This is a genomic window from Yersinia antarctica (genome assembly GCF_056636475.1).
Genome location: NZ_JBSJQF010000001.1, coordinates 2665923 through 2686030, shown reverse-complemented (window position 1 = coordinate 2686030; position 20108 = coordinate 2665923). Strand labels below are relative to the sequence as shown.

Here is a 20108-nt window from a genome sequence, read left to right as displayed (position 1 = left end):
AGATCCATATCAAAGATCCTGGCTATTGATTAGATTTATTTTTTGAATATATTGCAGAAATAGCTAAAGCAGTACCGCCCAATAGGGCGGCTATGCGGTAAGTAAACTGCATTCCCTGGGTGATATGATCCACGGTTGCTAATTGAATGTTTTGCTGGGCGCAGGCAAAGGCGAAAATAGCCCCCATGACAGCGGCGCCAGTAATCAGCCCGAGATTGCGTGAAAGATTCAGCAGGCCGGATGCAATGCCTCGTTGTTGCGCGCCAACAGATTTAATCACCAGCGTATTATTCGCAGCCTGGAAAATAGCATAGCCAGCTGTAATCAGGCAGACCGGCAAAATATAGCCGGGCAGGCCGGCAATTGGCCCGATCATCGACAGTGCAATTGCCCCGGTAGTGATCGCCGTTAATCCTGTAATCACCATCATTTGAGCACCGAATCTGTCGACCAGATAACCCGCAGGAACCCCGATGAGTGCCGCGACTATCGGGCCGGCGGACATCGACAATCCAACCCATGGTGTACTCATGGCAAAAGCCCGTGAAAGATAGAATGGCCCAACGACTAAGGTTGCCATCATGATAGTGGTGACCAATGCACTGACTATCAATGCACTACGCAGTTGTGAGTGGCGCCACATAGCGGTTTGAATTAATGGGTATGGGGTGTTCTTTTCCGCCCAGATGAATAATCCGATGCCGATTACCGCAGCGAGTAATAACACTAAATTAAGTGTGCCGAAGGTGCCATGGCCCAGCGTCATGGCAAGGGCATACAGTGCCAGAGTCAGGCCCAGCAATAGCATCCCAAGAGGATCAAAACCACCATGGGCCTGTTGTAATTCGTTGTTAGTGCTAGGGAATGAGTCGGAGATGGGTAAATAGCGTGATAGCAAAAATAGGGCTAATAACCCAAAAGGGATGTTAATCAGGAACATCGCTGGCCAACCGAATCCGCTGATTAACATGCCGCCCACTGATGGCCCAAGTGCCGTGCCGATAGCCGAGATGCTGCCGAGCATGCCCATCGCCCGCCCGATTTTTTCTTTGCTAATCGCCTCACCGACCAGCGCCAGAGTCAGTGTCATCATGGTGGCGGCCCCTAATCCCTGTAACACACGGGCAGCAATTAACACTCCGATGTCAGGGGCTAACGCGCAACCCAGAGAGGCCACTGTGAATAAACCAATCCCCGCATTCAACAATCGGCGTTTGTTAGTGATATCCCCCAAACGGCCAATGCTGATGGCCGAGGTGGTAATCGCCAGTAAATAGGCTAAAACGACCCACTGCGCCGCTTGAAAAGAGGCACTGAAAGTGAGTGTTAACGTGGGTAAGCCCACATTGGCGATACTGGTTGCTAATGAAGAAAGCAGCATCGGCAGGGAGAGGCTGATAACTATTCTGCTTAGCGCACTGTTGGCGATGATGTCACTATTGATGTTTTCGGTATTGATTTTCATTAATAGATTAACTCCTGAATGACCTGTTCAGGAGAGACTAGAGCATTACATCATAAGGCGGAAGGCGCATGGAATGCAGTTTATCCATGCATAAAACGCCATGTCAGCATGAGGTTGTGCTAGAGTCAGTACATGACAAAACCTGATCTCAATTTATTAATCACACTCAATGTTCTGCTGGCCGAGGGGAGCGTAGCGCGTGCTGCCCAGCGATTAGGGCTTAGCCCATCGGCGATGAGCCGGGCGTTGGCAAGATTGCGTAAAACAACCGGTGATCCCTTGCTGGTCAGGGCAGGGCGCGCCTTGGTACCGACACCAAGAGCACTTGAACTGCGTGAACAGGTCAGCCAATTAGTACAAGAAGCCACATCGGCGCTGCGGCCTGCGGCAAAACTGGACCTGGCACAGTTGATGCGTACCTTCACTTTGCGTACCAGCGATGGCTTTGTCGAAAACTTTGGCGGCGCATTGCTGACTCGGATTCATCAACAAGCCCCCAATGTGCAACTGCATTTCATGCAAAAATTGAATAAAGACAGCGCATTGTTACGTGATGGCATGGTGGATCTGGAAACGGGTGTTGTGGGTTTGGCTGCCAGCCCTGAATTACGCACACGGGCACTTTTCCGCGATCGCTTTATGGGGGTGGTGCGTGTTGACCACCCGTTATGTGGAGAGGAAATCACCCCCGTGCGCTATGCGACCCAAGGGCATATTGTGGTTTCACGGCGTCAGGGCCATAAAGGGCCGATTGATGAGGCACTACAATTACTTGGGATTGAACGGAATATTATCGCCTCGGTTGATTCTATATCCACCGCATTGGCGCTGGTGAGAGGGACGGACTTGGTGGCGACGGTTCCCGAACGGCATAGCCAGAATCTGCGCCGAGGGATGTACAGTTTTCCGCTTCCTTTAACCTTACCGACTATTACGGTTTCGATGTTGTGGCATCCGCGCATGGATGCTGATCCGGCGCATCGTTGGTTGCGACAATGTGTGCTGGATGTGGTGGTGACACCGAGTGAGCAGCAGGTTGCACACGAAGATTAATCTTTACGCAGAAATAATGTTGGAGAATTATCAGGGCAGCCCAGTGTGAGCTACCCTGATGAGCACCTAAAAGCGGGGGATTGCTGTACCCCAATTGCGCCAATCTTTCGGCTCTTCTGGGTTAAGCAAGAAGTGCTGATTTATGCTGGCCTTAGGGGCCAGTGGCGTAGTTGGTGGGGTCGCGAAAGCAATGCCGCCGCGTATAAATTGCTGGAAGGTGCCGCTTTTCACCACACCACCGCCCCATTCCCGAACGAAACGCAACAAACCATCATGCGTTATGCAGCGAGTAGATACTCTAAAAATACCTCATTCGGTGAGCTGTATTCCAGAGATTTGCGCCCCCGAGTGTTGAGGATGTGCTCCAGTCTCGCAATATCTTCATCGCTGACGCCATTAAAATCGGTTCCTTTCGGATAAAACCGCCGTATCAGACCGTTGGTATGCTCATTCAACCCCCGCTCCCAGGAATGATAAGGCCGGGCAAAGTAAACCTTTGCGCCCGTTACCTGAGTGATGTCCTTATGTTTCGCAAACTCGGGTCCGTTATCTGCCGTCAGGGTTTTAAACTCGCAGAAAGTATTCGCCACGATGTCCCTGAACGCTTCCACGACGCTCTCAGCGCACTTATTGGGGAGTTTACGGATAATGACCTGCTTTGTGGCTTTGTCCACGACCGTCAGCAGGAATGACTTCTGGTCTTTGCCAAAAATCGTATCGATTTCAACATGCCCGGGAACCTGTTTGAGTTCAGCCTCAGCAGGCCTGTGCTCAATGCCAACCCTGTCCGGGATGGGCGTGCGTCCGGGCTCACCCGTATCATAGCGATAGCGTTTACCCCGGTGAGGGAGCTGAAGGTAAAGCTTACCGCCAGCCTGTCTGTCCGAACGGATATAGCGGTAGAGGGTATTTTTGCTGACGGCGATATCAAACTGGATTTTCAGTCTCCCAGAGATAACCTCAGGGGAGGTATGTACAGCCAGCGCCTGCCGGAGAAAGTCTTGTGTCTGCTGGCCCAGAGGGACACAGGCATTGTGTGCCGAGGTGGCGCCCCGCCGTTGTCTGGCTAAGGCATCAGCGCGTCTGGAGGAGTAAAGTCCGTTGAAAGCGGGGTCCGTATTACGCCTGAGCTCCCGGCTCAGGGTAGAGCGAGAGACGCCGAGCTCTCTGGCAATGCAGGACTGATTAACGCCTTCAGCTTTTCGTTTTTCGATGTAAAAGCGCTCATGCTGAGTCAAATGTTTTCCCTTCATGCAACAGGGTCTCCGACAGGGTCAATACGGCTATTTTATCCGTACCTGACCGGTGGGTCACTTTGTTGCATTTCGTTTGGGAATTGGCGACCGGTTAGACCGAATTCAAGGTTGTACCCTGATGCCAGCCAGAACACGCTATTTTGCCGCACCAACTGCTGGAATTTCTGGCTGATCCGTATCGATACTTGCACGCGATCAGACATCGCACCAAGGTTAAACCCGGTAACAGTACCTACTTCAAGCCCACGGAAGAGGACCGGTGTGCCAACTTGCAATGATCCTGCCTCAGCGGTATCCAGAATAAGGCTCAGCCCATCAAGATAACGGGAGTCGGTAATAGTGGCGGTTTGCAACTCAAAAGTACGTAATGTGCCACCTTTACCCGGCTCTACATTAATATAAGGTTGGAACAAGGTGTCCAGATTATTGACCCCTGCGGCTGATATCTCCGGCGAGACAATAGAAAAGCGGGTACCGGCCCGGGTAAAGTTCTGCACATATTCTGGATAAAGCACGGCTTTGGCTAACACTTCGTTGCGCTCTGGTGCCAGTTTCAGCGATTCGACTTGGCCAATATTGATACCCAAATAACGAATCGGCATGCCAGTTGCCAGTTTGCTGGCATCAAAGGTGCGCAAGATGATTTGACTACCGACAGCACGGGCGGCGGTTTCATTACCATACAAGGTGCGTTTGGCCCCCTTATCCAGTGTCACACCTTCCAGATTATCAAAGCTGATAGCTCCTTTTAGAGCGCGATTCAATGGAGATGCCTGCACAGTTAGCCCACTGCCGTTCAACTGGACTTTCGCCCCACCTTCGGCCCAGAAAATGCTCTTATCAGTGAGTAAATTGCGATATTCGGGCTGAATATAGACATCTACTTCAAACTCATTGGCTTTTGGCCTGATATGGGTAATTTCACCTACCTGAAACTTGCGATATAACACCACAGAACCGGTTTGCACATCGGGCAAGCTGGCAGCAGTTAAACTTAGTGTTGTGGCGGGGGCGTTGCCTAAAATGCCATCGGTAGCTTTGGCGACACTGCTATACAGCGGATACTTATTCAGGGCTGCACCTTTACTGCCCGGCAGTATCAGAATACCGCCATCAATCCACTCCTGCGCACTGGCACCCTGAATATCAATGCCATCAATCCCGAGTTTTACCTCCAGCCGACTGTTCACCACAAACTTGCTGTCTTTATGCACCAAATCACGGTATTTGGCTTCAATTGCTGCCGTGAAGGTAACACCGTCGGCTGATAGCTCACGGGTCAAGACTTGGCCAATTTTAATTCCATGTAGCGAGATCGGCTGGCCGATATCAATGCCATAACTTTGCGGTGCAGTTAATTGCAATTCGAGCACATTGGGCTGCTGCAACAGACTTTTACTGCTTGGTAGCACGGTAAAGTGTTTTTGTGGTGCCCCTTCACCCGGGATTAACTCTAATGTATTGCCAGTCAAGAGTTCACTCAGTTTGGCATCATTAAGACTGATTCGGGGGCTGTTCATTTCAATGCGGCTGCCTGCACGCATCAAATCGACCACTGAAGGGTCAATGGTCAGTTCACCGGTCACCTTACTGTCCGGTTGAAGTGTCATTTTGGTCAGGGTGCCTACCTGTAACCCTTGATAAATCAGCGGTGTTCTCCCCTCGCTTAAACTACTCCCACTGGGTAAATCCAGCGTAATTGCCACACCACGTTGGCTATGTGCTAAATCGGGGTAGAGCTGAAAGGGTTGGTCCGGTTTCGCATCTGGGCTGTTTTTGGGTGAGTCAAAGGCAATGGCACCATTGACCAAGGCAGCCAGACTTTCCATTTGAACCGACGCGCCACTGAGACTGAAGTCACCTTTAAAACCAGACACATTCCAGAAGCGGGTATCGTTTTTTACCAATTTGGCGAAGCGCCGATCAATCAGTACATCAATGACAACGCCATTATTATCAGGCGCGATATTGTAGTCATAGACTTTACCCACCGGGATTTTACGGTAGTAAACCAGAGAGCCGTTATTGAGTGAGGCCAAATCGGGGGCATGGAGGTGAACCATCAATTCGCCGGTATTCAGGCGGAACTTAGGCTGGGTATCCAATGCGGTAAAGTGGCTCTGCGGTTTGCCCTCGCCTGGCATCATCCCGATATAGTTACCACCGACTAGCGCATCCAAGCCAGAGACCCCGGCCAAAGAGGCCTTGGGCGTCACTAGCCAGAACTGTGTCCCTTCTCGCAATGAGTCTTCCATATCATTTTTGATACTGGCGGTGACTTTTATATTGCGCAGGTCATCATCCAGACTGATGGATTGCACCATCCCGACTTCAACGCCCTGATAGCGAATCGGGGTTCGGCCCGCCACAATACCGGCGGCAGACTGGAAATCAATAGTGACTTCGGTACCGCGGTCCTGCCAGTTGTTATAAATCAGCCAACCGGCAATCAGCAGGGCAATAAAAGGCAGCAACCAGAAAGGCGATATCCGGCGTTTATGTTTAATCTGTGCCTCAGTCGGTGTACTCGGCGTTTCCTGTTGCATGTGCATCCCAAATCAATCGGCTATCGAGCCATTCAACAGCAAGGATAGTCAAAATGACCGCAGACCCAAAATAGAAGGCTGCCGGTCCCATAGTGAAGGAAAGGAGCTGATCACGATTAATCAGCGACATCATTAACGCAATAACAAAGAGGTCTAGCATCGACCAACGGCCAATCCAGGTAATCAGTCGCAGTAATCGCATGCGCGTTTTAAGGCTATGTTGCGTCTTTAGATGAATGCTGAGCAACAATGTTAGCAACACAATCACCTTGGTAAACGGCACCAACACACTGGCGATAAACACCACCGCGGCGATGGGCAGGTTACCCGATGAGGCCAAAGAGACCACGCCGGAGAAAATAGTATCTTCCATGCGGGAGCCATTGGCATAAACAATTGATATCGGTAAAAGATTAGCAGGCAACAGCAGGACTATCGAGGCAATTAACGCCGCCCAGGTTTTTTGGATGCTATGGCGGCGGCGATGGCGCAAAGGGGTATGGCAGCGTGGGCAGCGGCCGTGTGCATCGCAGTGCCCGGTATAATGGCATGACAGGCAAATGCGCAATGTTTCCCGGGGGCCGGGGGGCTGCTCCTGGGGATAAAATCGCTCCCACAACTGCTCCAGATTCAAATGCACCAGCGTCAGAATACTGAGTAACGTCAGAGCCAGAAACGCTATCAACCCGCCACCGGGCATAACGTCCGCATACTCTTTGACCTTAATACAGGCCACCGCCATACCGATAAGATAGATATCTAGCATGACCCATTCTTTTAGCCGCTCCAGCATCAATAACACCGGGCGCAGGTTCATGCCAATCCGGCTGCCGATACGCAGATACAGAATCGATGCGGTGAGTGTAACGGGAGCGCCAATAATACAAAATGCCACCATACTGGCTGTAATCGGGCCGCCCTGACGACTCATTTGCCAGATACCCTCTAACAGACTGGCATCAATCCGCGTGCCGAGCAGGCGAATGGTAATCAGCGGCTCGGTAAAAGCAAATGGCATCAGCAGTAACATGGCAACCGCCATGGCGGTTAGGCGGGTAAGGGACCAATCGCGCCCACTGGCAATTTTTGCGCTGCATCGTGGGCAATAGGCTGTTTGTGTACCATTGAGCGGCGGCAGGGTAAATAGCGCATCGCACTGGCAGCAACGCTGAACCCTTGCAGTGGAGAGTGGCCGTTGAATGGCATGTACCTTCATATTATAAAACCCTGATGCTGACACCGGTTTATAAAGAATAGCGCGGATGGTAGCAGAGCAATCGGTCAAAACAAGGGGCAAAACGGGCCAAACCCCCGATGGCGATAACTCTTTTACTTCGTTATAGCGGAATAACCTTGTAGCCAAGGGTATTTAATGATTACTTTATATAAGCTAAGCATAACTATCGCCTCTGGCTATTCTTAGGTTTCTAACGGTCATTACATGAAAAAAGCAGAATTCTACGCGGAATTAAAACGTGACTTGAGTGCCCTGATTGCAGGTGAAACGAATTTCATTGCTACTTTGGCTAATGCCAGCGCTTTACTTTATGAGCGTCTTGATGGGTTGAATTGGGCCGGTTTTTACTTGATCGACGGCAAACAATTAGTGCTGGGTCCTTTTCAAGGGAAAATCGCCTGTGTCCGTATTCCAATCGGCAAAGGCGTATGTGGAACTGCCGTGGCAGAAAACCGCGTTCAGCGAGTGGCGGATGTGCATGCATTCCCCGGACATATTGCCTGTGACGCCGCAAGTAATGCTGAAATTGTGCTGCCAATCACTGTGAAGGGTAAAATTATCGGCGTTTTGGATATCGACAGCATTGTTTATGATCGCTTTGATGACGCTGATGAATTGGGTTTAATCTCAGTTGTGGCGGGGCTTTGCGAGCATCTTGACCTGTGTGACAGTGAGAAATATGTCACACAGACTGCAAGTTGATATACGGATAACGTGGCAATTGCTGATGGCGTCATTATAATGACGCCTGTTCATGCCTGCGCTGGTTGGCAAACCCGTTGTAATCAGGAAATTTCATGGAAAATCAACCTAAGTTGAACAGTAGTAAAGAAGTCATAGCCTTTTTGGCTGAGCGGTTCCCGCTTTGCTTCACCGCCGAAGGCGAAGCACGTCCACTGAAGATCGGTATTTTTCAAGATCTGGTCGAACGTGTTCAGGGGGAAGAGAATTTAAGCAAAACGCAATTGCGTTCTGCGCTGCGTCTCTATACCTCAAGCTGGCGTTATCTTTATGGGGTCAAAGTCGGTGCTGAACGTGTTGATTTAGACGGCAACCCTTGTGGTGTGCTGGAAGAGCAACATGTAGAACATGCCCGCAAACAGCTAGAAGAGGCGAAAGCCCGTGTTCAGGCACAACGTGCTGAACAACAAGCTAAAAAGCGCGAAGCTGCCATTGCTGCGGGTGAAACCCCAGAGCCACGTCGCCCACGTCCGGCAGGTAAAAAACCTGCGCCGCGTCGTGAAGCGGGTGTGGCTTCGGAAAACCGCAAGCCTCGTCAGTCACCTCGCCCACCACAGGCTCGGCCACCTCGGCCACAGGCCGAGGAAAACCAGCCACGCCCTGTGCCGGTCACAGATATCTCTAAACTGCAAATTGGTCAAGAAATCAAAGTCAGAGCAGGTAAGAGCGCGATGGATGCAAACGTATTAGAAATCGCTAAAGATGGCGTACGGGTGCAGCTATCTTCCGGTCTGGCGATGATTGTGCGCGCAGAACACTTGCAGTTCTGATACGGAGGCCAACCTAGGCATGAACAAATTTGTCAGACTAACAGCAATCGCAGGCTTGTTACTGGCGGGGGCGAGTTACGCAGCGGATACCACCTATCGCATCGATCAGCTACCTCAACTGCGTCAGGAACCCGAGCATGCAACCGTGAGTGAGCGCGTAACATCGCGCTTCACTCGCTCTCACTATCGTCAATTTACACTGGACGATCAGTTTTCCGCCAAAATATTTGATAGATTCCTCAACATGCTGGATTACAGCCATAACGTGTTGTTGGCATCAGATGTGGCACAGTTTGCGGATAAAAAGCAGTCGCTGGATGATGAGTTAAAATCAGGCCAGTTGGACACGCCTTTCGCTTTATTCAATTTGGCGCAAAAACGCCGCTTTGAGCGCTATCAATATGCATTGTCAGTACTGGACCGGCCAATGGTCTTTACCGGTAATGACACCATTGATATTGACCGTGGTAAAGCACCTTGGCCTACCAGCGAAGCTGAGCTGAATAAGCTTTGGGACGCAAAAGTTAAGTACGATCAGCTTAATTTGAAATTAACCGGTAAAACGGATAAAGAAATCAAAGAGACGCTGACAAAACGCTATCAGGCGGCCATTAAGCGTTTGACGCAAAGTAATAGCGAAGATGTGTTCCAGCTAATTATGAATGCGTTTGCGCATGAAATTGACCCGCATACCAACTATCTGTCGCCACGTAATACCGAACAGTTCAATACTGAAATGAGCTTGTCTCTGGAAGGTATTGGCGCTGTCTTGCAAATGGATGATGATTACACCTTAATCAACTCTATGGTTCCAGGTGGCCCCGCGGCGAAAAGTAAAACTATCGCCGTAGGTGATCGGGTGATCGGTGTGGGTCAAACCGGTAAGCCGATGGTGGATGTGATTGGATGGCGTCTCGATGATGTCGTGGCACTCATTAAAGGGCCGAAGGGCAGTAAAGTGCGGCTGGAGATTTTACCGGCCGGTAAAGGTACTAAACCGCGCACTGTAACCTTGACCCGTGAACGCATTCGTCTTGAAGATCGCGCAGTGAAAATGTCGGTGAAAACTATCGGCAAAGAGCGTGTCGGTGTACTGGATATCCCTGGTTTCTATGTTGGCCTGACCGAAGACGTTAAGGTGCAATTGCAGAAGTTGGAGAAAGAGAATGTCAGTAGCATTATTATTGACTTGCGCAGTAATGGTGGTGGTGCTCTGACCGAGGCTGTGTCGCTGTCCGGTTTGTTTATTCCGAGTGGGCCGGTGGTTCAAGTGCGGGATAACAACGGCAAAGTGCGTGAAGACAGTGATACTGATGGCGTGGTGTACTACAAAGGCCCGCTGGTGGTATTGGTGGACCGCTACAGTGCATCCGCTTCCGAAATCTTTGCTGCTGCCATGCAGGATTATGGTCGTGCATTAATTGTCGGTGAACCAACCTTTGGTAAAGGTACTGTTCAACAGTATCGGTCGTTAAATCGTATTTATGATCAAATGTTGCGCCCGGAATGGCCTGCGTTAGGTTCACTGCAATACACTATCCAGAAATTCTATCGGGTAGACGGTGGCAGTACTCAGCGTAAAGGGGTAACCCCGGATATCGTGATGCCAACCGGTGTTGATCCGGCGGAAACGGGTGAGAGTTTCGAAGACAATGCCTTGCCTTGGGACAGTATCAATGCGGCCAGTTACGTCAAGAGTGGTGATCTGAAGCCACTGGAGCCGGAGTTACTGAAAGCACATACAGCGCGGATTGCCGCTGATCCTGAATTCCAGCATATTCAGCAAGATATTGAGCGTTATAAAGCGTTGAAAGAAAAACGCAACATCGTCTCTCTCAATTACGCTCAGCGTGAAAAAGAGAACCATGATGATGATGCCACGCGGCTGAATCGCTTGAATGAGCGTTTCAAGCGTGAAGGTAAAAAGCCACTGAAGTCATTGGAGGATTTGCCAAAAGACTATCAGGAGCCAGACCCTTATCTGGATGAGACTGTTCATATTGCTTTGGATTTGGCTCATAAAGAAAAAGCGCAGCCGCAAGTTGAATCACCACCAGCGGCAGCACCTGCGGCAAAATAAGTCAGCAGATAATATGAAGGATCCGGGCCTTAAAAAGAGCCCGGATTTTTTTTACGTTTTTTTCATCGCCGAATTTATCAATTGGCGAAAAAATAGCAAAATATGTAATGAAAAGTATCCAAATTTGTAAAGTTATGTTGATTTACTCTGTTAGAACTTAACAAGCCTTGAAAATTTATCAGATGCCCATACGATCAGCGTATCTCAGTAGTAATTTGGCTAAGTCATCATCCAGGATTATGCCAATTTTGACTTAAGACCCATGTGACTCAACACAGTGTCGACTTAAAACAATAAGGAAATAAATTTTTATGATGCGTATCGCTCTGTTCCTTCTCACCAACCTGGCAGTCATGTTGGTGTTCGGGTTGGTACTAAGCCTGACAGGTATTCAGTCCAGCAGTGTACAAGGGCTGATGATCATGGCTGGTCTGTTCGGTTTCGGCGGCGCATTTGTTTCGTTGCTGATGTCCAAATGGATGGCTTTGCGTTCAGTGGGTGGTGAGGTTATCGAACAACCGCGCAATGAAACTGAGCGCTGGTTGCTGGATACGGTACGTCGCCAATCTCAGCAAGCCGGTATTGCTATGCCACAAGTTGCTATTTATCAGGCACCGGATATTAACGCCTTTGCGACCGGGGCTCGTCGTGATGCCTCTTTAGTGGCAGTGAGTACAGGTCTATTGCAGAACATGAGCCGTGATGAAGCAGAAGCCGTTATTGCTCATGAAATTAGCCACGTTGCTAACGGCGATATGGTCACCATGACCTTGATTCAGGGGATTGTGAATACCTTTGTAATTTTCATTTCACGCCTGATTGCGCAAGTCGCGGCCGGTTTCCTATCAGGGGACCGTGATAATGAAAGCAGTAGCGCTGGTAACCCGATGGTCTACTTTGCCGTATCAATGGTCTTGGAATTGGTCTTTGGTATTCTGGCCAGCATTATCACCATGTGGTTCTCGCGCCATCGCGAATTCCACGCTGATGCCGGCTCAGCGAAACTGGTAGGGCGTGAGAAGATGATAGCGGCTCTGCAACGGCTGAAAACCAGCTATGAGCCACAGGAAGCAGGCAACATGATGGCTTTCTGCATTAATGGTAAGTCCAAAACCTTCAGCGAGCTGTTTATGTCACATCCGCCGCTGGACAAACGTATTGAAGCGCTACGTTCAGGCCAGTATCTGAAGTAGCCACCACCAACTCTTCTGATTAAAAACCCCGCCCGCCAGCGGGGTTTTTTTATTGCAACCCGAGTCTAGCCACGTTTCTGGCTTATGCGCAGCACACTCACCAATGCGGCGATACTGGCAAAGCAGCCAGCCAGCACCAGAGAAGCATGAGTGCCACTGGTTGAAAACAGATTGAACATTAATGCCACTAATGCCGCCCCAGAGGTTTGCCCCAGTAAACGTGCGGTGCCTAGCATGCCGCTGGCCCCACCGCTACGATGTTGCGGTGCAGCAGAAATAATGGTGTGGTTATTCGGCGACTGAAACAGGCCAAAACCGGCACCACATAGCACCATCCGCCAGATAATATCCACATCACTCGGGTTGGCTGGCAGCAATGCTAGCAGGAACAAACCACTGGCAAACACCGCCAAACCTATCCCGCCTAATAATCCTGCATGATAACGTTCGACTAATCGCCCGGCTATCGGGGCTACCACCATGGTTGCCAACGGCCATGGGGTTAACAGCAGTCCGGTTGCCACTTCATCACGGCCCAGAACAGTTTGTAAAAAGAAGGGCAGTGACACCATTGCCAGCATTTGTGCGGCAAAAGAGCAAATAGAAGTGCCGATTGATAATGCAAAAATAGGAATACGCAGTAAATCAACCGGAAGCAGCGGGAAAGACTGACTAAGTTGACGGCGTACAAAGAAGAAACCAATTAGCAGCAATGCGATAATTTCAGCCGCTATCAGGGTTGGGCTTTGTCCCTGAGCAAAGCCACTGATAGCGGTTATCAGTAAACCAAAGGTCAGAGCATTCATCACACAACTGGTAAAATCGAAACGGTTACCGTTACTTTTCATATTATTGGCAGGCAAATACTTCATACCTAACAACCATGCCAACAAGCCGATGGGGACATTAATGGCAAATAGCCACTGCCATGAAGCAACCGATAGCACCGCCGCGGCAATGGTGGGACCGGCGGCGGCGGAAACGGCCACAATCAATGAATTAATACCGATACCACGGCCCAGTTGTGCTCGTGGATAAATAATCCGAATCAATGCAGTATTAACGCTCATTAAGGCTGCGGCGCCAAGCCCTTGCAGCACACGGGCAAATGTTAGCGTCCATAAGGAGTCAGACAGAGCACAGAACAGCGATGTCACACTAAACACCAGTAAACCTGCCTGATAAACCCGCCGATAACCGATGATATCGCCCAGCGATGCCATTGAGAGCAACGACACGGTGATAGCTAACTGGTAAGCATTCACGACCCAAATAGACGTGGCTGGGCTGGCATTGAGGTCACGAGCGATGGTTGGCAAAGCTACGTTGGCGATAGTGCCATCCAACACCGCTATGGTAATACCGAGTGCAATAACCAATATTGCAGCATAGCGCTGAGGAACCGGCATGCCATCGTTTGATGATGGGATCATAGGTTTTATCTGTAAAAATAATGATGTAGGTAAGTGTTTATATGCTAACCAGTATTGTGCTTGAATGCATCCTTGCCAGCCGGCTTATTTGTAAATAGCGATGTGGTACAGTTATCGCAATCAGATTAACAGGCTGATAAGCACAGTAATTTGGCTAAATCAGTAAAAATAGAACCGCGATCACGGAAAAATGAAACATCGTTTCTATAATGTGAGATAGTAATAGCCTGACAGGTTCCTCTGCGGGCAAATTTTAATTCTCTGATGATTTTAAGGACTTTCCTGATGGCCAAAGGTAAACAAATCCCCCTGACATTTCACACATATCAGGATGCCTCTACCGGTGCACAAGTTACACGGTTAACGCCGCCTGATGTCACTTGCCACCGTAACTATTTCTATCAAAAATGTTTCACCCGTGATGGCAGTAAGTTATTGTTCGGCGGCGCTTTTGATGGTCCGTGGAACTACTACTTGTTGGATCTCAACACGCAAGTGGCAACACAACTGACAGAAGGGCGTGGCGACAATACCTTTGGTGGTTTCTTGTCACCTGAAGATGATGCACTGTTTTATGTCAAAGATGGGCGTAACCTGATGCGAGTCTGTCTTGCCACACTGGAAGAGAGCGTGGTTTATCAGGTGCCTGAAGAGTGGGTGGGTTACGGTACCTGGGTCGCCAATTCAGATTGTACCAAGTTGGTCGGTATTGAAATTAAACGCGAAGACTGGGTCCCCTTGACCGATTGGAAAAAATTCCACGAGTTCTATTTCACTAAGCCTTGTTGCCGTTTGATGCGTGTTGACTTGAAAACCGGTGAGTCGGCGGTGATTTTGCAAGAGAATCAATGGCTAGGTCACCCAATCTATCGCCCTTATGATGACAGTACGGTCGCATTCTGCCATGAAGGTCCACACGATCTGGTTGATGCACGTATGTGGCTAATCAATGAAGATGGCAGCAACATGCGTAAAGTGAAAACCCATGCTGAAGGCGAAAGCTGTACCCATGAGTTCTGGGTACCCGATGGTTCGGCGCTGGTGTATGTCTCCTATTTGAAAGGCAGCCCGGATCGCTTTATCTACAGTGCTGACCCACAGACATTGGAAAATCGCCAATTGACCTCTATGCCGGCGTGTTCCCATCTGATGAGTAACTATGACGGTACGTTGATGGTCGGCGATGGTTCAGATGCACCGGTAGATGTACAAGACGATAGCGGCTATAAGATCGAAAACGATCCTTTCCTGTATGTATTCAACATGAAAAATGGCAGCCAGCATCGTGTTGCTCGCCACGATACCTCATGGCAGGTGTTTGAAGGTGATCGGCAGGTAACGCATCCACATCCTTCCTTTACCCCTGATGATAAACAAGTTCTGTTCACATCTGATGTTCATGGCAAACCTGCACTTTATTTGGCTACTTTGCCTGAATCAGTCTGGCAATAGTTAAATTTTGCACTAGCCTCTTTCATGGAAAGAGGCTAATTTGCTGTCTGCAAGGTTAATATCTTATTATTCACATTGGTTTATTGCACAGTCTCGCAACTTCCCTTTATAATAAAACCACTGTTCTATTTTTTTTAAAACATATTGTTTTATGAAACACAGAAAACTGAGTAGGGTAACCAAGAAATGGCTATTGCAGATCTAGATAAACAGCCCGACTCTGTGTCGTCGGTTCTGAAGGTTTTTGGCATCTTACAAGCATTGGGTGAAGAACGGGAAATTGGTATTACCGAGCTTTCCCAACGTGTAATGATGCCTAAAAGTACGGTTTACCGCTTTCTCCAGACCATGAAATCCCTGGGGTATGTTGCTCAGGAAGGCGAATCAGAGAAATACTCCCTTACGCTGAAGTTATTTGAGCTGGGGGCTAAAGCGCTACAAAATGTTGATTTGATTCGTAGCGCAGATATACAGATGCGTGAATTATCTAATGAAACTCGTGAAACTATTCACTTGGGTGCATTGGATGAAGACAGCATTGTTTATATTCATAAAATTGATTCTATGTATAACCTGCGGATGCATTCCCGTATTGGTCGTCGTAACCCACTGCACAGTACCGCAATTGGTAAAGTGTTATTGGCGTGGCGTGACCGTGGTGAAGTAGAGGAAATCTTGTCTCATATCGAGTTCACCCGTAGCACTAAACACACCCTGGATAGCGCGGCTGCATTATTGCCAGTGCTGGATCTGGTGCGTGAGCAGGGCTTTGGTGAAGATGTCGAGGAGCAAGAAGAAGGTTTGCGTTGTATCGCTGTACCTGTTTTCGACCGTTTCGGTGTGGTGATCGCGGGCTTAAGTATTTCATACCCGACGCTGCGTTTTTCTGAAGACAGCAAGAGTGACATAGTTAAATCTTTGCATCGCGCAGCACGTAACATCTCAGAGCAAATGGGTTACCGTGATTATCCTTTCTGAGGATAAAGCGAAATAGGGTAAATACTTTATAATTATTGGATATTTTTAATCAGCTGTTAATTATAACTATTTATTCCTTCCCAGCGATGCCGGACGGCTCCTTTAACCAGGAGCCGTTTTTTATTGGTAAATCCCCCGCGCCAAGGTGTAAGCGGCCCGACGTACCAAAATCAGTGATATGACGGTAAGCTGGGTTGTTAAAACAGCCATAACAGCAATTAATTTCTATGTATAATTATCAATCTAATACTATTTATTGTGTTTGGTATTATTCGGTCTTGTGATTTGTTAATTAAATGTATTGTTGACAGTCCATTTAATTCGGTTGGGTCACTATAACCGTGCTTAATCATATTATAGGGAGAAAAATGATGAGGAAGTTATTAAGCGCGGGTTTGTTACTGCTATTGGCGGGTTGTAGTAGCCCTCACAGTGACCGGCCGCATAAACTGATCGACCGTGATGATTATAAAATCGATACTAATCATCCATCAGTGGCTCAAAATGAACGAGTGCGTTTTTTAGTGCTTCATTATACTGCAACAGATGATGCTGAATCACTGCGAATACTGACTCAGGGTAATGTCAGTGCCCATTATTTGGTAAAAACACATCCCCAAAATGTTGAGGGCAAACCGGTTGTTTTGCAATTGGTGCCTGAAAGCCAAAGAGCCTGGCATGCCGGGGTGAGTTACTGGGAAGGGCGCACCAGTCTCAATGATACCTCTATCGGTATCGAAATCGTCAATAAGGGCTTCACTGAGAGGATGTTGGGTAGAAGGTGGTATCCTTACAATGAGTCTCAGATTGAATTGATTGAGCGCCTTACCAGAGATATTGTCGAGCGTTATAATATTGCTCCGATGAATGTCGTAGCTCACAGCGATATTGCTCCACAGCGAAAATCTGATCCCGGTCCGCTATTCCCATGGCAGCGTTTGGCGCAGCAAGGCATAGGCGCCTGGCCAGATGACGCAACAGTCGCTAAGTATATTGATGGTCGAAATAAGTATGATATCGGCTCAGTTACTGTTATTCAGCAGGCACTGGCCCGTTATGGTTATCAAATCCCACAAAGCGGCGTGCTGGATAATGAAACCATTCAGGTTATTAAGGCTTTTCAGATGCATTTCAGGGCGCAGAATATTCGCGGCGTACCAGATATAGAAACTGAAGCCATGCCCCATTCCCGAACGAAACGCAACAAACCATCATGCGTTATGCAGCGAGTAGATACTCTAAAAATACCTCATTCGGTGAGCTGTATTCCAGAGATTTGCGCCCCCGAGTGTTGAGGATGTGCTCCAGTCTCGTAATATCTTCATCGCTGACGCCATTAAAATCGGTTCCTTTCGGATAAAACCGCCGTATCAGACCGTTGGTATGCTCATTCAACCCCCGCTCCCAGGAATGATAAGGCCGGGCAAAGTAAACCTTTGCGCCCGTTACCTGAGTGATGTCCTTATGTTTCGCAAACTCGGGTCCGTTATCTGCCGTCAGGGTTTTAAACTCACAGAAAGTATTCGCCACGATGTCCCTGAACGCTTCCACGACGCTCTCAGCGCACTTATTGGGGAGTTTACGGATAATGACCTGCTTTGTGGCTTTGTCCACGACCGTCAGCAGGAATGACTTCTGGTCTTTGCCAAAAATCGTATCGATTTCAACATGCCCGGGAACCTGTTTGAGTTCAGCCTCAGCAGGCCTGTGCTCAATGCCAACCCTGTCCGGGATGGGCGTGCGTCCGGGCTCACCCGTATCATAGCGATAGCGTTTACCCCGGTGAGGGAGCTGAAGGTAAAGCTTACCGCCAGCCTGTCTGTCCGAACGGATATAGCGGTAGAGGGTATTTTTGCTGACGGCGATATCAAACTGGATTTTCAGTCTCCCACAGATAACCTCAGGGGAGGTATGTACAGCCAGCGCCTGCCGGAGAAAGTCTTGTGTCTGCTGGCACAGAGGGAAACAGGCATTGTGTGCCGAGGTGGCGCCCCGCCGTTGTCTGGCTAAGGCATCAGCGCGTCTGGAGGAGTAAAGTCCGTTGAAAGCGGGGTCCGTATTACGCCTGAGCTCCCGGCTCAGGGTAGAGCGAGAGACGCCGAGCTCTCTGGCAATGCAGGACTGATTAACGCCTTCAGCTTTTCGTTTTTCGATGTAAAAGCGCTCATGCTGAGTCAAATGTTTTCCCTTCATGCAACAGGGTCTCCGACAGGGTCAATACGGCTATTTTATCCGTACCTGACCGGTGGGTCACTTTGTTGCATTTCGTTTGGGAATTGGCGCATTGCTCTGGCGTTGGTCGAGAAATATCACCCATAGGGTAGTTGACGTCGCCAATTAATTAGCGGCAATAAGCACTTTAAAAGCAGAAAGCCAGTCATTTTACTGACTGGCTTTCTGAGCCATCACAATAGAGTGACTAATTAGCGTCGGTTACTGATGGGCTAAATCGCCATCATCGTCGCTGTTGAGAATCTCTTTATCGGTCTGTTTCATCAATTGGCTGGTAATGGTACCGGCGGTCATTGAACCGCTGACGTTCAGCGCGGTCCGGCCCATATCAATCAATGGCTCAACCGAGATCAATAAAGCAACCAATGTAACTGGCAAGCCCAATGCCGGCAAAACAATCAGCGCGGCGAAGGTTGCACCACCGCCCACACCGGCAACACCGGCAGAACTGATGGTTACAATCCCAACCAGTGTGGCAATCCATACTGGGTCCAGAGGGTTGATTCCCACCGTTGGTGCGACCATTACGGCCAGCATCGCCGGATAGAGGCCAGCACAGCCATTTTGCCCAATGGTGGCACCAAAGGAAGCAGAGAAGCTGGCGATGGACTCCGGGATACCCAAGCGGCGGGTTTGAGCTTCCACATTCAGCGGAATACTGGCGGCGCTGGAGCGGCTGGTAAAGGCGAAGGTCAGCACTGGCCAGACTTTGCGGAAGAACTTCAACGGATTGATGCCAGTGAATGACAGCAACACGGCGTGGACCACAAACATAATCGCCAGACCAAGGTAGGAGGCAACGACAAAGCTCCCAAGCTTGATAATATCTTGAATATTAGAGCCAGCGACAACCTTGGTCATTAGTGCCAATACGCCGTAGGGGGTCAGTTTCATCACCAGACGTACCAGTTTCATCACCCAAGCTTGCAGCGTATCAATAGCAACTAATACGCGTTGTCCTTTCTCGACATCATCTTTCAGCAATTGCAGTGAGGCAATACCGAGGAACGTCGCGAAAATCACCACGCTGATAATTGAGGTCGGACTGGCCCCGGTCAAATCGGCAAACGGGTTTTTCGGAATAAACGACAGGATCAACTGCGGCACTGTCAAATCCGTCACTTTGCTTAAGTAGTTGCTTTCAATGGCACTCAAACGTGCTGTCTCTTGCGTACCTTGTACCAAGCCTTCAGCGGTTAAGCCAAACAGATTGGTAACCAGCACGCCAACCAGAGCAGCAATTAAGGTGGTGAAAAGCAACGTACCGATTGTCAGTACGCTAATTTTACCTAGCGAAGAGGCATTATGCAGTTTAGCGACAGCACTCAAGATTGAGGCGAATACCAGCGGCATAACAATCATCTGCAATAATTGCACATAACCATTTCCGACAATATTAAACCAGGTGATGGACTCTTTCAGTACCGGGTTATCAGCACCGTATACCCATTGCAAGCTCAGACCAAACAGCACCCCCAGTGCTAAGCCAACCAAAACTTTCTTGGCCAGACTCCATTGTTTATGCCGGGTTTGTGCCAATAGTAATAGCAGTGCTACAAATACCAGCACGTTAATCACAAGCGGAAGGTTCATCCCCATATCTCCAAATTATTATTTTAAATACTGGCACATATTCTATTACTATTTTTATCTAGAACAGAGCCAAGCACCG

15 protein-coding genes and 1 pseudogene are annotated in these 20108 nt (G+C 49.1%); 8 read left to right on the top strand and 8 right to left on the bottom strand.

Going from position 1 to position 20108, the window contains the following annotated elements:
* Positions 1 to 22: 22 nt before the first annotated feature.
* A complete protein-coding gene (locus tag ACWJJO_RS12410; RefSeq protein ID WP_442847789.1) occupies positions 23 to 1465 on the bottom strand; it encodes an MFS transporter in 1443 nt (480 codons plus the stop codon).
* Between the two features lie 132 nt (positions 1466 to 1597).
* Between ACWJJO_RS12410 and ACWJJO_RS12405 the strand changes: the two genes are divergently transcribed.
* The gene (locus ACWJJO_RS12405) at positions 1598 to 2518 is read left to right on the top strand and encodes a LysR family transcriptional regulator (RefSeq protein ID WP_442850841.1); all 921 of its coding nucleotides are present in this window, start codon (positions 1598 to 1600) and stop codon (positions 2516 to 2518) included.
* A gap of 66 nt (positions 2519 to 2584) precedes the next feature.
* Here ACWJJO_RS12405 and ACWJJO_RS12400 read toward each other — a convergent pair whose 3' ends face one another.
* The 4 genes and pseudogenes from ACWJJO_RS12400 to yebS form a co-directional block, all read right to left on the bottom strand.
* Positions 2585 to 2785 carry a hypothetical protein gene (locus ACWJJO_RS12400; RefSeq protein ID WP_481091618.1) on the bottom strand — a complete coding sequence of 67 codons (201 nt, stop codon included), beginning with the start codon at positions 2783 to 2785 and terminating at the stop codon, positions 2585 to 2587.
* Between the two features lie 11 nt (positions 2786 to 2796).
* A complete protein-coding gene (locus ACWJJO_RS12395; protein ID WP_481091069.1) occupies positions 2797 to 3771 on the bottom strand; it encodes an IS30 family transposase in 975 nt (324 codons plus the stop codon).
* Positions 3772 to 3860: 89 nt separating this feature from the next.
* Positions 3861 to 6320 (bottom strand): annotated as a pseudogene (locus tag ACWJJO_RS12390) (PqiB family protein); the annotation flags it as partial.
* Positions 6289 to 7536, bottom strand: a complete 1248-nt coding sequence (yebS, locus tag ACWJJO_RS12385) for a membrane integrity lipid transport subunit YebS (protein WP_083158657.1) — start codon at positions 7534 to 7536, stop codon at positions 6289 to 6291. The gene yebS and the pseudogene ACWJJO_RS12390, both read right to left, overlap by 32 nt.
* A 225-nt stretch (positions 7537 to 7761) precedes the next feature.
* On the opposite strand from yebS, the gene ACWJJO_RS12380 reads away from it, so the two are divergent.
* The 4 genes from ACWJJO_RS12380 to htpX all read left to right on the top strand — a co-directional run bounded on the left by ACWJJO_RS12380 (position 7762) and on the right by htpX (position 12341).
* Entirely contained in the window at positions 7762 to 8259 is a 498-nt protein-coding gene (locus ACWJJO_RS12380) for a GAF domain-containing protein (protein ID WP_083158658.1), read from the top strand.
* A 95-nt stretch (positions 8260 to 8354) separates the two neighbouring features.
* The gene (proQ, locus tag ACWJJO_RS12375; protein WP_481091068.1) at positions 8355 to 9068 is read left to right on the top strand and encodes an RNA chaperone ProQ; all 714 of its coding nucleotides are present in this window, start codon (positions 8355 to 8357) and stop codon (positions 9066 to 9068) included.
* 19 nt (positions 9069 to 9087) lie between these two features.
* Positions 9088 to 11148 carry a carboxy terminal-processing peptidase gene (gene prc, locus ACWJJO_RS12370; protein ID WP_083158659.1) on the top strand — a complete coding sequence of 687 codons (2061 nt, stop codon included), beginning with the start codon at positions 9088 to 9090 and terminating at the stop codon, positions 11146 to 11148.
* Between the two features lie 311 nt (positions 11149 to 11459).
* Positions 11460 to 12341, top strand: coding sequence for a protease HtpX (htpX, locus tag ACWJJO_RS12365; protein WP_005182949.1), 882 nt, complete (start codon positions 11460 to 11462; stop codon positions 12339 to 12341).
* Between the two features lie 65 nt (positions 12342 to 12406).
* Here the strand turns inward: htpX and ACWJJO_RS12360 are convergent, their stop codons facing one another.
* A complete protein-coding gene (locus tag ACWJJO_RS12360) occupies positions 12407 to 13774 on the bottom strand; it encodes an MFS transporter (RefSeq protein WP_083158660.1) in 1368 nt (455 codons plus the stop codon).
* A 285-nt stretch (positions 13775 to 14059) separates the two neighbouring features.
* On the opposite strand from ACWJJO_RS12360, the gene ogl reads away from it, so the two are divergent.
* The 3 genes from ogl (at position 14060) to ACWJJO_RS12345 (ending at position 17499) form a co-directional block, all read left to right on the top strand.
* Positions 14060 to 15226: an oligogalacturonate lyase gene (ogl, locus tag ACWJJO_RS12355; protein WP_083158661.1), complete on the top strand. Its 1167-nt coding sequence runs from the start codon at positions 14060 to 14062 to the stop codon at positions 15224 to 15226.
* A 186-nt stretch (positions 15227 to 15412) separates the two neighbouring features.
* On the top strand, positions 15413 to 16204 hold the full coding sequence (gene kdgR, locus ACWJJO_RS12350) for a DNA-binding transcriptional regulator KdgR (protein ID WP_050077553.1): 792 nt from the start codon (positions 15413 to 15415) through the stop codon (positions 16202 to 16204).
* 371 nt (positions 16205 to 16575) lie between these two features.
* Entirely contained in the window at positions 16576 to 17499 is a 924-nt protein-coding gene (locus ACWJJO_RS12345) for an N-acetylmuramoyl-L-alanine amidase (protein ID WP_481091587.1), read from the top strand.
* Here the strand turns inward: ACWJJO_RS12345 and ACWJJO_RS12340 are convergent.
* Positions 17423 to 18397 carry an IS30 family transposase gene (locus ACWJJO_RS12340; protein WP_481091067.1) on the bottom strand — a complete coding sequence of 325 codons (975 nt, stop codon included), beginning with the start codon at positions 18395 to 18397 and terminating at the stop codon, positions 17423 to 17425. The genes ACWJJO_RS12345 and ACWJJO_RS12340 overlap by 77 nt on opposite strands.
* 240 nt (positions 18398 to 18637) lie before the next feature.
* The gene (locus ACWJJO_RS12335) at positions 18638 to 20029 is read right to left on the bottom strand and encodes an L-cystine transporter (protein WP_372569244.1); all 1392 of its coding nucleotides are present in this window, start codon (positions 20027 to 20029) and stop codon (positions 18638 to 18640) included.
* Between the last annotated feature and the right edge of the window lie 79 nt (positions 20030 to 20108).